Origin of the sequence: Streptomyces poriticola, from assembly GCF_036689765.1 — a bacterium.
GTDB classification, from domain to species: domain Bacteria; phylum Actinomycetota; class Actinomycetes; order Streptomycetales; family Streptomycetaceae; genus Streptomyces; species Streptomyces poriticola.
Window position 1 is genome coordinate 1 of record NZ_JBAGKH010000016.1, and the last position, 14,518, is coordinate 14,518.

At 73.8% G+C, this 14,518-nt stretch carries 13 protein-coding genes and 1 pseudogene; 2 read left to right on the forward strand and 12 right to left on the reverse strand.

Annotated features, from left to right (window positions below):
• Window positions 1-162: 162 nt before the first annotated feature.
• The gene (locus V5O46_RS19960; RefSeq protein WP_332885991.1) at window positions 163-990 is read right to left on the reverse strand and encodes an enoyl-CoA hydratase family protein; all 828 of its coding nucleotides are present in this window, start codon (window positions 988-990) and stop codon (window positions 163-165) included.
• Between the two features lie 131 nt (window positions 991-1,121).
• On the opposite strand from V5O46_RS19960, the gene V5O46_RS19965 reads away from it, so the two are divergent.
• The gene (locus tag V5O46_RS19965) at window positions 1,122-1,613 is read left to right on the forward strand and encodes an ATP-binding protein (protein ID WP_408649027.1); all 492 of its coding nucleotides are present in this window, start codon (window positions 1,122-1,124) and stop codon (window positions 1,611-1,613) included.
• On the opposite strand, the gene V5O46_RS19970 is transcribed toward V5O46_RS19965, so the two are convergent.
• The 6 genes and pseudogenes from V5O46_RS19970 to V5O46_RS19995 form a co-directional block, all read right to left on the reverse strand.
• Window positions 1,573-3,009, reverse strand: coding sequence for an amino acid permease (locus tag V5O46_RS19970; RefSeq protein ID WP_332885993.1), 1,437 nt, complete (start codon window positions 3,007-3,009; stop codon window positions 1,573-1,575). The two genes, V5O46_RS19965 and V5O46_RS19970, sit on opposite strands and share 41 nt — an antisense overlap.
• A 104-nt stretch (window positions 3,010-3,113) precedes the next feature.
• Window positions 3,114-4,121 (reverse strand): ornithine carbamoyltransferase, encoded by a 1,008-nt coding sequence (gene argF, locus V5O46_RS19975; protein ID WP_332885994.1) that lies wholly within the window; start codon window positions 4,119-4,121, stop codon window positions 3,114-3,116.
• Window positions 4,122-4,207: 86 nt separating this feature from the next.
• Window positions 4,208-5,431 (reverse strand): arginine deiminase, encoded by a 1,224-nt coding sequence (locus V5O46_RS19980; RefSeq protein ID WP_332885995.1) that lies wholly within the window; start codon window positions 5,429-5,431, stop codon window positions 4,208-4,210.
• A 132-nt stretch (window positions 5,432-5,563) separates the two neighbouring features.
• Entirely contained in the window at window positions 5,564-8,128 is a 2,565-nt protein-coding gene (locus tag V5O46_RS19985; RefSeq protein ID WP_332885996.1) for a polynucleotide kinase-phosphatase, read from the reverse strand.
• A complete protein-coding gene (locus tag V5O46_RS19990) occupies window positions 8,125-9,636 on the reverse strand; it encodes a 3' terminal RNA ribose 2'-O-methyltransferase Hen1 (protein ID WP_332885997.1) in 1,512 nt (503 codons plus the stop codon). Before V5O46_RS19990 ends, V5O46_RS19985 begins: the two co-directional genes overlap by 4 nt.
• Window positions 9,637-9,811: 175 nt before the next feature.
• A pseudogene (locus V5O46_RS19995) lies at window positions 9,812-9,915 on the reverse strand (LLM class F420-dependent oxidoreductase); the annotation flags it as partial.
• Window positions 9,916-10,161: 246 nt separating this feature from the next.
• Here V5O46_RS19995 and V5O46_RS20000 point away from each other — a divergent pair.
• A complete protein-coding gene (locus V5O46_RS20000; protein WP_332885998.1) occupies window positions 10,162-10,371 on the forward strand; it encodes a hypothetical protein in 210 nt (69 codons plus the stop codon).
• Between the two features lie 66 nt (window positions 10,372-10,437).
• On the opposite strand, the gene V5O46_RS20005 is transcribed toward V5O46_RS20000, so the two are convergent.
• From V5O46_RS20005 to V5O46_RS20025, 5 genes are all read right to left on the reverse strand, one after another.
• The gene (locus V5O46_RS20005; protein ID WP_332885999.1) at window positions 10,438-10,908 is read right to left on the reverse strand and encodes a DUF6099 family protein; all 471 of its coding nucleotides are present in this window, start codon (window positions 10,906-10,908) and stop codon (window positions 10,438-10,440) included.
• Between the two features lie 148 nt (window positions 10,909-11,056).
• Window positions 11,057-11,413, reverse strand: coding sequence for a nucleotide pyrophosphohydrolase (locus tag V5O46_RS20010; RefSeq protein ID WP_332886000.1), 357 nt, complete (start codon window positions 11,411-11,413; stop codon window positions 11,057-11,059).
• Entirely contained in the window at window positions 11,410-12,591 is a 1,182-nt protein-coding gene (locus V5O46_RS20015; protein WP_332886001.1) for an AAA family ATPase, read from the reverse strand. Before V5O46_RS20015 ends, V5O46_RS20010 begins: the two co-directional genes overlap by 4 nt.
• A 759-nt stretch (window positions 12,592-13,350) precedes the next feature.
• On the reverse strand, window positions 13,351-13,740 hold the full coding sequence (locus V5O46_RS20020; RefSeq protein WP_332886002.1) for a cell division protein SepF: 390 nt from the start codon (window positions 13,738-13,740) through the stop codon (window positions 13,351-13,353).
• A 129-nt stretch (window positions 13,741-13,869) separates the two neighbouring features.
• Entirely contained in the window at window positions 13,870-14,367 is a 498-nt protein-coding gene (locus tag V5O46_RS20025) for a DUF7144 family membrane protein (protein ID WP_332886003.1), read from the reverse strand.
• Window positions 14,368-14,518 lie beyond the last annotated feature (151 nt).

Genomic DNA, 14,518 nt, shown 5'->3' on the forward strand with positions numbered 1-14,518 from the left:
TGCCCCCCCGGGGGCCCCCCCCGCCCCCGGCGACGCTCGGGGGGTGGTCCCGGGGGGGGGGGGGCGGGGGGGGCGGGGCCGGCCGCGCCCCGCGGCGGAGCCGCGGGTCGGCACCGCCGCGCGCCGCCGGGGCCGGCGCGTCGCCCTCGGCCGTGCGCATCCCTACCTCCCTCGCCACTTCGGGGCGCGCTTCTCCGAGAACGCCGCGTGGAACTCCGCGTAGTCCTCGCCGTTCATCAGCAGGGCCTGGGTCGAGGCGTCCAGCTCCACCGAGGCCGCCAGCGGCATGTCCAGTTCCGCGGTGAGCAGGGCCTTGGTCTGGGCGTGGGCCAGGGCGGGGCCGTCGGCGAGGCGGCGGGCCAGGGTCTGCGCGGCCTCGTCGGCGCGACCGTCGTCGGTCAGCTCGCTGATCAGTCCGATCCGCTCGGCCTCCGGGGCCCGTACCGGCTCGCCGAGCATCAGCAGCCGGGTGGCGTGGCCGAGGCCGACCACGCGGGGCAGCAGATAGGCGGCGCCCATGTCACCGCCGGAGAGGCCGACGCGGGTGAAGAGGAAGGCGAAGCGGGCGGTGGGGTCGGCGACCCGGAAGTCGGCGGCCAGTGCGAGGACCGCGCCGGCGCCCGCGGCGACGCCGTGGACGGCGGCGATCACGGGGAAGGGGCACTCCCGCACCGCCCTGACGACCTGCCCTGTCATCCGGTTGAAGTCGAGGAGCTGGGCGGTGTCCAGGGACAGGGTGGCGCCGATGATCTCGTCGACGTCGCCGCCGGAGCAGAAGCCGCGTCCTTCACCGGCCAGCACCAGCGCGCGGACCGAGCGCTCCCGGGACAGCTCGGCGAGCAGGTCGCGCAGATCGGCGTAGGCACCGAAGGTGAGGGCGTTGAGCTTCTCGGGGCGGGCCAGGGTGACGGTGGCGACGCCGTCGGCGAGGCGGAGGCGCAGATGCCGCCAGTCCTCGGTGCGGGCGGCGGAGCCGGTGAAGGGACTCATGACGGGCGGCCTCCTAGGGCGGGCACGGCCTCACTGAGCTCTGCACCCCGACGTTATCACCTATTGATGACTGTCGTCATGAGTGCGCGATAGCACATCCCGGCGCGCGTCCGGCGGAGCGGCCCCGTACGATGCATGAGGTTGAAAGCAGGACAGCAGTGTCCTGCTCCACGAACGGACAGACCGTGCACGATCGCTTCCACGCCCCCGCCTCCTGGCGCATCGCGCTGCCGCACACCGTCGCGGCCGTGCCGGTGGCCCGTGCTCTGGTCCGCTCCGCCCTGACCGAGCTGGAGCACCCGGCCGACTGCGACACGGCGGAGCTGCTCACGGCGGAGCTGGTCGCCAACGCGGTGGAGCACACTCCGGGCGAGGGTCCGATAGAGCTGGTGGTGGAGCTGCTGCCGACCGGCTGCCAGGTCGAGGTGCACGACCCGGACCCGGAGCCGCCCGGCGATCTCACCTTCCCGGTCGGCACCGAGCCCGATCCCTGGCAGGAGCACGGGCGCGGGCTCCTGCTGATCCGCGCCCTCAGCTCGTCCTGCGGGCACCGCCCCACCGCCACCGGCAAGGCGGTCTGGTTCAGACTGCCTGTGGTTCCCGCTCAGCGCCGGCCGGTGTGACCTCGGCCGTCCGGCCGAGCCGCGAGTTGCGCCGGCCGTAGAGCAGGTAGACCAGCAGGCCCGCGACCAGGAAGACGGCGAACTGCAGCCAGGTCGTGACGCCGGTCTCGTAGCTCAGGTACAGGCAGAATCCGACCCCGAGCAGCGGCATGACCGGGTACAGCGGCACCCGGAAGGTGCGGTCGAGGCCCGGCTCACGGCGGCGCAGCGCGATCACCGCGATGTTGACGGCGGCCATGATGGCCAGGGTGCCGATGGTGCACAGGTTGACCACCGCGTCCAGTGGGGCGAAGGCCGCCGGGATCGCGAAGACCACGGCCACGATCAGCGTGCCGGCCACGGGGGTCGCGGTGCGCGGCGAGACCTTCTCGAAGACGCGCGGGACCAGGCCGTCGCGGGACATGGACAGCAGGATGCGGGTCTGGCCGTACATCACGGCGAGCACCACGGAGGCGATGGCGACGACCGCGCCGAAGGCGACCACGCCGCCGCCGATCGCGGAGCCGGTGACCTCGTCGACGACGTGGGAGAGCGCGGCGGGCGTGCCGCCGACCCGGTCGCCGCCGATGGCGCCGATCGCGGCGAGGGCCACCGCGCAGTAGAGCAGGGTGACCAGCCCGATGCAGACCAGGATGGCGACGGGGATGTCCCGGCGGGGGTTCTTGGCCTCCTCGCCGGCCGTGGTGATGGCGTCGAATCCGATGTAGGAGAAGAAGGCGGCGGTGGTGCCGGCGCCGATGCCCGCGAGACCGGTCGGGGAGAACGGGCTCAGGTTGCCGTCCTGGAAGGCGGTGAAGCCGATGGCGACGAAGGCCACCAGGACGGCGAGTTTCACGACCGCCATGGCGGCGGTGGCCCGGGCGCTCTCGCGCACCCCGCGCACCAGCAGCACGGCGGCCATGGCGATGACGAGGACGGCCGGCAGGTTGACCGCTCCCCCGTCGCCGGGTCCGGCGGACAGTGCCTGCGGGAGCTGGATGCCGAGGACGCTGTCGAGCAGTTCGTTGACGTACTGGCTCCAGCCGACCGCGACCGCGGAGACGGACACGCCGTACTCCAGCAGCAGGCACCAGCCGACCAGGAAGGCGGTGGTCTCGCCGAGTCCGGCGTAGGCGAAGGAGTACGAGGAGCCGGAGACCGGGATGGCACCGCCGAGCTCGGCGAAGGAGAACGCGGTGAACACGCAGGTGATCGCGGCGAGCACGAAGGAGACGACGACGGCCGGGCCGGCCTCGGCGACCGAGGAGGAGAGTCCCACGAAGATGCCGGTGCCGACGATGGCACCGATGCCGAAACAGACGAGGTGGAACAGGCCCATCGTGCGCTTGAGGCCGTGGCCTGCGCGATCGGCGCCGGATTCGGCCACCAGCAGATGGGGCGACTTGATGCGGGGCATACGGGTGGTGCTCGTTTCTGGTGGTGCGGGCGCGACGGTGGTCGCGGTCGGCGGCACCGGACAGGGGTGGTTCCGGGCCGCCGGCCAGGATAGAGCCTGGCGGATCAGGCGAGTGTGGCGACCATCACGGCCTTGATGGTGTGCAGCCGGTTCTCCGCCTCGTCGAAGACGACCGAGTGCGGCGACTCGAAGACCTCGTCGGTGACCTCCAGGGAGTCGAGGCCGTGGGCTTCGAAGATCTCCCGTCCGATCCCGGTACCGAGGTCGTGGAAGGCGGGCAGGCAGTGCAGGAACCGCACGCCCGGGTTGCCGGTGGCGCGCAGCACGTCCATGGTCACGGCGTAGGGGGCGAGGGCGGCGATCCGCTCGGCCCAGACCTCCTTGGGCTCGCCCATGGAGACCCAGACGTCGGTGGCGACGAAGTCCGCCCCCCGCACCCCCTCCGCGACGTCCTCGGTGAGCATGATCCGCGCGCCGCTCGCCCCGGCCAGCTCCCGGGCCCGGTCGACGACCTCCTGGGCGGGCCAGTAGGACTTCGGGGCCACGATCCGCACGTCCATGCCGAGCAGGGCGCCGGTGACCAGGTAGGAGTTGCCCATGTTGAGACGGGCGTCGCCGAGGAAGGCGAAGGCGGTCTCGGTCAGCGGCCTGGTGCCGTGCTCGGTCATGGTGAGGACCTCCGCCAGCATCTGGGTGGGGTGCCAGTCGTCGGTGAGCCCGTTGTAGACCGGGACGCCCGCGTGTGCGGCCAGCTCCTCCACCTTGGCCTGGCTGTCGCCGCGGTACTCGATCGCGTCGAACATCCGGCCGAGGACGCGGGCGGTGTCCTTCACCGACTCCTTGTGGCCGATCTGCGAGCCGGACGGGTCCAGGTAGGTGGTGGCGGCGCCCTGGTCGGCGGCGGCGACCTCGAACGCGCAGCGGGTGCGCGTCGAGGTCTTCTCGAAGATCAGCGCGATGTTCCTGCCCCGCAGATACGGCGTCTCGGTCCCGGCCCTCTTGGCGGCCTTCAGTTCCGCGGCCAGCTCGACCAGGCCGCGGAACTCCTGTGCGGTGAAGTCCAGCTCCTTGAGGAAGTGGCGGCCGGCGAGGGCGGTCGGGACAGTCGCCATGGGGGCGCTCCAGGGATACGGGGAACTGCAGGGACACGGGACACGGGCCGGGAGCCCGCTGGAATACTATACGACTGTTGGCATTCTTATACGGGATCGCGTTCGACCGGGCAGCTCATGCAGCGCGGCCCGCCCCGGCCCCGGCCCAGCTCGCTGCCCGGGATCTCTATCACCTCGATGCCCTGTTTACGCAGATGGGTGTTGGTGGTGGAGTTCCGCTCATAGGCGACGACCACGCCCGGCTCGACGGCCAGCACGTTGCAGCCGTCGTCCCACTGCTCCCGTTCGGCCGCGTGCACGTCCTGGGTGGCGGTCAGCACCCGGATCTCGCTGAGCCCGAGGGCGGCGGCGATCGCACGGTGCATGTGCTCCGGCGGATGGTCGGTGACCTTGAGCTCCTTGTCGCCGGTGCCCGGCTCGATGGTGTACGAGCGGAGCATGCCCAGGCCCGCGTACTGGGTGAAGGTGTCGCCGTCGACCATCGTCATCACCGTGTCCAGGTGCATGAACGCGCGCCGCTTCGGCATGTCCAGCGCCACGATGGTGCGGGCGGACCCGGCGGCGAACAGCTTGTGGGCGAGCATCTCCACGGCCTGCGGCGTGGTCCGCTCGCTCATGCCGATGAGCACCGCGCCGTGGCCGATCACGAGCACGTCCCCGCCCTCGATCGTGGAGGGGTAGTCGGCCTGCCCCTCGGACCAGACGTGGAAGTCCTCGCCGCGGAAGAGCGGGTGGTGGCGGTAGATCGCCTCGAAGTGGACCGTCTCGCGCTGCCGGGCCGGCCAGCGCATCGCGTTGATGGAGACGCCGTCGTAGATCCAGGCGGAGGTGTCCCGGGTGAACAGGTGGTTGGGCAGCGGGCCGAGCAGGAAGTCGTCCAGCTCCATGGCGTGGAAGCGCACCGAGACCGGCTCGGCGTGCGCCTCCAGGAACTCCCGCTTGGTCATGCCGCCGACCAGCACCTCGGCGAGGTCGCGGGCGGGCAGTGCCTCGAAGGCGGCCCGGAGGTGGTCCGTGGCCAGCACGCCGTACTCCTTCTCGTCGAAGACCCGGTCCAGGACCAGTTCCCGGGCGGCCGGGAGGCCCAGGGTCTCGGTGAGCAGGTCGCCGAAGAGGTGGACGGCGACGCCGCGGTCGCGCAGCACGTCGGCGAACCCGTCGTGCTCGGCGCGCGCCCGGCGCACCCAGAGCACGTCGTCGAAGAGCAGGGCCTGCTTGTTGCTGGGGGTGAGCCTTTTGAGCTCGAGATCCGGCCGGTGCAGGATGACGCGGCTGAGCCGCCCGGCCTCGGAGTCGACATGGAATCCCATGCCTCCATCCTGACCATCCGGGCGCGTGTTCACCCCCCGCTTGCGCGGACCCGTGCCCCCGTGCACCGCCCGTGTGCGCCCGCACCACCGGGCCCGGTCACGCTCCGTGCGCGACCGGGGCCGGCGGCGGTGTCACAGCCGGGGGTCCACCGGCTCCGACTCCAGCGCCAGGACGCCGAAGACCGCCTCGTGCACCCGCCACAGCGGCTCGCCGTCCGCCAGCCGGTCCAGGGCCTCCAGACCGAGGGCGTACTCGCGCAGCGCCAGGGACCGCTTGTGGTTCAGGAACCGCTGCCGCAGCCGGGCCAGGTTGTCGGGCCGGGTGTACTCGGGACCGTAGATGATCCGCAGGTACTCGCGGCCCCGGCACTTGATGCCGGGCTGCACCAGGCGCCCCTCCGCATCGCGGACCAGCGCGCCGAGCGGCTTGACGACCATGCCCTCGCCGCCCCGGCCGGTCATCTCCAGCCACCAGTCGACGCCCGCCCGCACCGACTCCGCGTCCGCGGTGTCGACGTACAGCCGGCGGGTGGTGTGCAGCAGGCCGGTGCCGTCGTGCTCGACCAGCCGGTCGATCAGCGCGAGCTGCTCGTCGTGCGGCAGGGCGGCGAGGCTGCGGCCCTGGACGGCCAGGATCTGGAACGGCGCCAGCCGGACGCCGTCCAGACCGTCCGTCGGCCAGCAGTAGCGCCGGTATGCGTCGGTGAACGCGGCGGCGTCGGCGGCCCGCCCCCGGTGCCGTGCCAGCAGATCGGCGACGTCGACGCCCCGGGCCGCGGCGCCCTCCAGCGCGGCCAGCGCGCCGGGGAACACCGCGCCGGAGGCGGCGCCGACCGCCGCGTACTGCGAGCGCAGCAGGCCGGACGCCTTCAGCGACCACGGCATCAGCTCGGCGTCCAGCAGCATCCAGTCGGTGGACAGCTCGTCCCACAGTCCGGCCCCGCCGATGGCGGTGCGCAGCCGGCCGAGGATCTCCCCGGTGACGGACGCGTCGTCGAGGAACGGCCGGCCGGTACGGGTGTACAGGGCGCCGGCCGGGCCCCCTTCGACGCCGAACCGGGCACGGGCCGCGTCGGCGTCCCGGCACACCAGCGCCACCGCCCGCGAGCCCATGTGCTTCTCCTCGCACACCACCCGGGCCACACCGTCGGCGGCGTACTGCGCGAACGCCTCCTTCGGGTGCTCCAGGTAGCCGTCCTCCCGCGAGGTGGCGGCCGGGGCCATGGTCGGCGGGAGATAGGGCAGCAGCCGCGGGTCGGTGGCGAAGCGGCTCATCACCTCAAGGGCCGCGGCGGCGTTGTCCTCGCGGACGGTGACCCGGCCGGCGTGCCGGGTCTCCACCGTGCGGCGGCCGTGCACGTCGGCCAGATCCAGCGGCCGGCCGTCGTGCCCGCCGGGTGCCTCGGTGCGCAGCGGCTTCACCGGTTCGTACCAGACCCGCTCGGCGGGCACGTCGACGGTCTCCCGCTCCGGCCAGCGCAGCGCGGTGAGCCTGCCGCCGAAAACGGCACCGGTGTCCAGGCAGATGGTGTTGTTCAGCCAGGTGGCCTCCGGGACGGGGGTGTGGCCGTAGACGACGGCCGCCCGGCCGCGGTAGTCCTCGGCCCACGGGTAGCGCACCGGCAGCCCGAACTCGTCGGTCTCGCCGGTGGTGTCGCCGTACAGGGCGTGGCTGCGGACCCGCCCTGAGGTGCGGCCGTGGTACTTCTCCGGCAGCCCGGCGTGGCAGACCACCAGCCGGCCGCCGTCCAGGACGTAGTGGCTGACCAGCGAGTCGATGAACTCCCGCACCTCGGCGCGGAACTCCTCGCTCTCGCCGGCCATCTGCTCGACGGTCTCGGCGAGTCCGTGGGTGAGCCGCACCGTGCGGCCCTTGAGGTGCCGGCCGTACTTGTTCTCGTGGTTGCCGGGAAGGCACAGGGCGTTGCCTGACCTGACCATGGCCGTGACGCGGCGCAGCACGCCGGGGCTGTCCGGGCCGCGGTCGACGAGGTCGCCGACGAAGACGGCGGTGCGGCCCCCGGGGTGCACACCGTCGGTGTAGCCCAGCTTGCCGAGCAGGGTCTCCAGTTCGGCGGCGCAGCCGTGGACGTCGCCGATGATGTCGAACGGTCCGGTGAGGTGGGTCAGGTCGTTGAGCCGCTTCTCGGTGACGACGGTGGCCCGCTCGGCCTCCTCCGCCCCGCGCAGGACGTGCACCTTGCGGAAGCCCTCGCGCTCCAGGTGGCGCAGGGAGCGCCGCAGTTCGCGGACGTGCCGCCGGATCACCCGGCGCGGCAGGTCGGCCCGGTCGGTGCGGGCGGCGTTGCGCTCGGCGCAGACCTCCTCGGGCACGTCCAGCACGATGGCGACGGGCAGGACGTCGTGCGCGCGGGCCAGCTCGACGAGCTGCCGCCGGGCGTCGGGCTGCACGCTGGTGGCGTCGACGACGGTGCGGCGGCCGGCGGCGAGCCGCTTGCCGGCGATGTAGTGCAGCACGTCGAAGGCGTCGCGGGTGGCGCTCTGGTCGTTCTCGTCGTCGGAGACCAGCCCGCGGCAGAAGTCCGAGGAGACGATCTCGGTCGGCTTGAAGTGGCGGCGGGCGAAGGTGGATTTGCCCGAGCCGGAGGCGCCGATCAGCACGACGAGGGAAAGGTCGGTGACCGGCAGGGTGCGGCCCTGTGCGGTGCGGGTCTCGGTGGTCGTGTCGCCGGTCATGCGGCCGTCGCTCCCTTCTCGTTCGCGGTCTCGGTTGCGGTCTCGGTTGAGGTCTCGGTCTCGGTCTCGGCTTTCAGGGTGAACACGGCCAGCTGGGTGGGCGGGCCCACCTCGGGGTCGTCGGGGCCGACGGCGCGGAACTCCACGGCGTAGCCGTGCCGTCCGGCCACCGCCCGCGCCCAGTCGCGGAACTCGGCGCGGGTCCACTCGAAGCGGTGGTCGTGGTGGCGGACATGACCTGCCGGAAGGGTCTCCCAGCGCACGTTGTACTCGACGTTGGGTGTGGTGACGACGACGGTGCCGGGGCGGGCGGCGCCGAACACGGCGTACTCCAGGGCGGGCAGCCGGGGCGGGTCGACATGCTCGATCACCTCGCTGAGCACGGCGGCCTCGTACCCCTTGAGCCGTCGGTCGGTGTAGGCGAGCGAGCCCTGCACCAGCCGGACGCGGGCGGCCTGCCGCTCGCTCATGCTGTCGAGCCTCAGCCTGCGGGCGGCGACGGCCAGCGCGCGCACCGACACGTCGACACCGAGGATCTCGGTGAACCGCGGCTCCTTGAGCAGCTCCCGCACCAGGTGGCCCTCTCCGCAGCCGAGGTCCAGGACGCGGGCGGCGGCGGACTCGCGGAGCGCGGTGAGGATCGCCTCGCGGCGCTGCACGGCCAGCGGCGTCGGCTTCTGCTCGGCCTCGGTCTCCGCCCCGACGGCGTTGTCCACCTCCTCGACCTCGCTGTCGTCGGCCTCGGCCAGCCGGACCAGCTCCAGCCGCTCCATCGCCTGCCGGGTCAGCGACCAGCGCCGGGACAGATAGCGGCTGGTGATCAGCGCGTGCTCGGGGTGGCCGGGCAGCCAGCCCTCCCCGGCCCGCAGCAGCTTGTCCACCTCGTCGGGGGCGACCCAGTAGTGCTTGGCGCCGTCGAGCACCGGCAGCAGGACGTAGAGGTGGCGCAGGGCCTCGGCGACGGTCAGCGCCTCCGACTCCAGGACCAGCCGGACGTAGCGCGAGTCGCCCCACTCCGGGAACTCGGTGTCCAGCGGGACCGGGTCGGCGGCGACGGACCAGCCGAGCGGCTCGAAGAGCCGCCGTACGAGGTCGGCTCCGCCGCGAGCGGGCAGTGCGGGCACCTCGACGCGCAGCGGGCGCGGCTCGCCGGGCAGTTCCGGCCGGGCCCGGCAGGCTCCGTGCATGGCGCTGGAGAAGACCCGGCTCAGGGCGACGGCGAGCAGGGAGGAGGCGGCGTAGGGGCGGTCGTTGACGTACTGGGCCAGGGCCGCGTCGGGGGCGCCGCCGCGGCCCTTGCCCTTGCCACGCCGGACCAGGGCCACCGTGTCGACCTCCAGCAGCAGCGCCGCCGTGCAGCGCTGGGGCTCCGCCTCGGGGTAGAGGACATGGGCGGTGCCGAAGGAGGTGTCGAACGCCTGCGCCTTCCCGGGATGCTTGTGGAGCAGGAAGCCGAGGTCGGTGGCGGGGCGTTCGGGGGTACCGGTGGTGGTGATGGTCAGGAACATGCGGCGGGCCTCTCCGGCCGGATGGTGATGACGAGGGTGCCGTACGTGCGCGAGCCCCCAGGGGAGTGCTCCCGGGGGCTCGGCAGGACGACGGTCACACCATCGCACACGGGGCCGACCGGCGCCTTTGTTTATTCCGGTGCCTGTCACGGGGTCCGGCAGCGGGCCGGGTCAAGCGGAAGAAGGCGTCGAAGCCGAGGTCTTCGGTGGCCTTGGCGACGGTGAGCAGGGTGTGTAGCCGGCCCCCTGCTGGGGCTCGGTGAGGATGCGGAGATCCATGGATCCGTCCTGCCTGCTCGAACAGGGGCGGAGATCGTCCGTCGACGGCCGTGTGTGCCGCGGTGTCCACGGTCGGGTGAAATCGCGTCAACGGTGCGCCGTCGCCGGGACCCTGCCAGTGACCGGCCCCGACGGGTGATCGTTGGCTCGGGCGGAGCCGGACCGCCCGGCACCCGCACCGGCCCGCGACCGCCGGAGTGTCACCGTGTCGGCCTCCCCCGGGGGCCAGGGGCCGAGGAGGCCGTCATGTCCGAAGAGACCGCACCGCAGCAGGGCGGGGCCGCAGCCCGGCCGAAAGGGCTGCTGCAGCAGATGGAGGAGCTGATGGCGGCCCTGAACGCGGACCTGTCGGCACTGGACGCGGAACTGCAGCCGCCCGGTCCCCCTTCCCCTTCCCCGGCGCCGGGAGCGGGTCCGGGACCCGGACCGGCCGAGGACGGGCGCGGCACGGACTGACGCGGAGGGTCTGTCCGGCCTCCGGCGCCGGAGGCACAGCCGGCCGGTCCGGCAGCGCGGGTGGAGTCAGCCCGCCTCGCGCTCGGGTAACACCGCGTCCCGGTCGGCGAGTTTGCGGAGCATCTCCTGGACACGGTCCCGGCACTCGTCGGCCGCGTCGATCGCCTCCATGCACTGCCAGTAGGTGCCCTCGTCGTCCGCCGCGCAGGCGATGCCGACCAGGGCGATGCCTATCTCCCCGAGCAGCGCGCCGAGGCGCATCAGGGCCTGGCGCGCGTCACCCAGCTCGGTGAGCTGGGCGGCGCGCAGCTCACCCGGGCCCAGCGCCGGCGTGTGCAGCACACCGCAGCCGCGCCCCGCCAGCTCGGTCAGCCCCAGTGCCTCGCCGCGCAGTTCCGGTGGCCCGGAGACCGCGAGCCGGCTGCCGATGGCCTGTGCCAGGGCCTGCGCCTGCCACACCTCCGCGAGAATCTCCGGCACATCACCGCCGGCGGTCAGGGCACGCCTGCTCGTCACGATGAGCCGCACAGCGTCCATGCGCTGCCCCCGTCCGTCCTTCGACGCGCAGTCACGCGCGTCCGCCCGAACTCCGTTGTCCACTACCCAGAGTGAGGGTCTGTGGGACGAAAAGCCAGAGGAAGACGGAAATCTGTGGACAACAAATCGGTTTCGGGCAGGTTGACGACTACTCGGGGTGACTGTCGGGTGGGTTCGGCGGTACCGGGAACCTGCGCTCGTTGCGGTCGACCTTCGCCTCCAGCGCGGCCAGCGGGTCGACGCCGAGCACCTCGCACAGCTGCAGCAGATAGGCCAGGACGTCGGCGACCTCGTCGCGGACGCGGTGCGCCCGGTCGGGGTCGGCCATCACGCGGGCCGACTCCTCGGGCGTCAACCACTGGAAGATCTCCAAGAGTTCGGAGGCCTCGACGCTGAGCGCGGTGACGAGGTTCTTGGGGGTGTGGTACGGCTGCCAGTGCCGCACGGCGGCGAACTCGGCCAGCCGGCGCTGCAGCGCCGCCAGGTCGCGGGGGTGATCGGTCACGCGTCCAGGTGTACCACCGTGACGCCGCGCGTCGCCTCGCGCGCCCACGAGGCGTCGCTGACCGCGCCGACCAGGCGCAGATGCCCCCGCTCGCACATCCGGGCCGCCAGCCGGAGGAGTTCGCCCCGCTGGTGCGGGTCCAGGCCCCGGTCGAAGCCGTCGGCCAGGACCGTGAGGGTCTGCAGAGCGCCCGGCACCTCGCCGGCCGGGTCGACCTCCAGCACACCCGGCCCGGTGAGCAGCACCAGGGCGAGGGCGAGATAGCGCACCTCGCCGTAGCCGAGCCGGGCGAGTCCGCTCCGGGTGCCGTCGCCCCGCTCGAGCAGTGCCCGCACCGCTCCCCCGGTGATCGGCTCGGCCAGCACGTCGGCCACCGGCCCCGCGCATCCGGTGCGCACCGCGGCGACGAACTGCGCGTACCGCTGCCCGCATTCGGCGCGGGTGCGCCACAGCACGTCGGCGAGGTTGTCGCAGCCGCGCAGCAGCCGTCCCGTGCCGGCCGGCACCGGATCGCGCATCCGGCCGGGCCGGGGGTCGCAGGCGAACACCGAGCGCAGGGCGACGACCGTCTGCTCGGCGGCGGCGAGCACGCGGCGCTGCCCGTCGGTCTTGCCGGCCACGCGCAGCGGCAGCAGCGTGGTGCCGAGCCGGTCGTCCGGCAGCGGCGCGCGGGTCACCGGCGCCGGTCCGGCCGTGTGCCAGGCGGCCTGTACGGTGCGCCGCCCGGGATCGCGCAGCGCGGTCTCCAGCAGGACGACGCCGTCGGCGCTCAGCCGTTCGCCGACGATTCGGAGTTCGGGTTCCGCCTGGACGGCGACGTCCAGACGGACCGGGCCCTCGGGTCCGTCGGCGGTGCAGCCGATCCGGAATCCGCGACGGCGCTGTGCGTCGGGCCGGGCGCCGTCGGGCACGCAGGAGACGGGGTCGGGGAAGACCATGCCCAGCGGGGCGCCGCCGCCGAGCCGGGCCAGCGCCTCGTACGCCCGCAGCGCACTGGTCTTGCCGGAGCCGCTGGGGCCGGTCAGCAGGGTGAGCGGGCCGAGGCGGAGCGCGGTGCGCCGCAGGCCGGCGAAGGCGGCCAACCGCAGCTCGGTGACGCAGGGCCGCCGCTCCGGGTGTGCCCCGGGGGCAGGTGCGGAGGGGGTGGCCTGCGGGGACGGCGCGTCGGGCACGGGCATGCCCGGACCGTAGGGCCGCGGAGGGCGGGCGAACCGTTCCGCCCCGGGGGCCTTCCCACGTTCGGGGGACCGGAGCGCGGTGCGGCGGACCCCGGGTCACTCGCCCGGGTCGGCTGACGCCGGTCACCTGCCCCGGGGTGACGAGTGCCGGGCACCTGCCCGGTGCGGCGGACGCCGGTCACCGGCTCGGGGCGGCGGCCGGCCGCAGGGTGGCGCCCGCGCCGAGGGCCCGCCCGCCGGGGGCGGGTACGCCTGCCTGCGGGGGGCCGGGGGCCTGCGGCCGAGGCCGGGAGGCTCACGCCCGGTGGCGCCGGCGGCAACTCCGCCGAGGGTACCCGGCACGCCGCCGCCCGCCGGTTACGGGGACGGCGGCGGTGCGACGACCGCATGGTCGGGGGCCCAGCCCGGCGCCGACGCGGTGCCGCCCGCACCCACCCGTGCGGCCCTGGGGCACCTCCAAGGCCCTCGAGGCGCTGGAGGAAGCACGACCGCCCTGGTCGGGCGGGGGGCCGCCCGGCCTCGGCAGCGGGCACCCGCGGTCGGACGGGGACGGCCGCCCCAGCCGAAGCGGTACGGTCCGGATGAGGGGCGCCGCCCAGCGGCACCCCCCGGGACCGGTGGGTACCCGCCCCCGGCAGCGGCGCGGTCCGCCGTCGGTGGGTGTCCTGGGCCGGCGCCGTACACGGGCGGACTGGTCCTGGCCGCCGGTGGGTGGGGCGTCGGCGCGGGCCGGGCTTCCGCGCGCGGGCCTGCCCGGCGTCAGATGCCCGGGGCGCCCGCCTGTTCCATGAGGCCGTTGACCTCCATGCCCGCCGGGGTCAGCAGGAAGACGTTGCGGTCGACCCGGTGCATCCCGCTGGCCAACCCGAAGACCACGCCGGTGCTGAAGTCGAGGACGCGCTTGGCGACCTCCGTCTCCGCGCCGGTCAGGTCGAGCAGCACCGGGATGCCGGCCATCAGGGTCTCGGCGACGTCGCGGGCGTCCGCGAAGATGTTGACGCGCAGCACCACGAACCGGCGGCGTGCCTCCGTCTCGGCCTCCGGCAGGGCGCGGTGCCCCACCGAGGACGGCCATGCGTCCCGCCCGCGCAGCGGAACGACCTGGGCGAGCCCCTCCCACTGTTCATCGGTGACGTCGTGGCTGTTCACCGGCTCCCCCCGTTCCGACTCGCCTTCGCTGCCTGCACCAGCCAATTCTTACGCCATGTCACCCGTTCGGCCCAACTGCGACACGGTCCGCGACCCCCCCCCCCGGTCCGGTCGCGGGCGCCGGTCCGCTCAGACCGTACGCCCCGCCTGCGCCTGGCTGCCGGCCGGCTCCTGGCGGCTGGCCAGCGCCCAGATCACGAAGACGTCGATCGCCATCAGGACCACCGACCAGAAGGGCGCGTACGGCAGGAACAGGAACTGGGAGATCAGACTGAGCGCGGCCAGCACGATGCCCGCGACGCGGGCCCAGGTCATGTCCTTCAGCAGGCCGTAGCCGGTGACGAGGAGCAGCGCGCCGAGGATCACGTGGACGACGCCCCAGCCGGTGAGGTCCAACTCGTAGACGTAGCCGCCGACCTGGGCGTACACGTCGTCCTCGGCGATGGCCGCGATGCCCTGCAGCACCGCGAAGGCGCCGTTGCACAGCAGCAGGACGCCCGCGAAGACGACGCCGCCGGCCACCCATCCGCTCTCCCGGTCCGTGCGCGTCCGCGGGGGCGCGGTGCCGCCGGAGGAGGGGGTGCCTGCGGGGGGCGTACCGGGGGAAGGTGCGTCGTGCTGGCTCATGAGCGGCGTCCTTTCTCACGGGTCCTCCGAGCCTGCGCGGAGCGGCGGCATACGGCCATGCGGGATGCGCCGGACGGGTGAGCCCGGGTCGGAGGCCAGAACATGCGGCCGGTGCGGGCCTCGCGTTGACTGGCCCCACATGCCGTCGGGG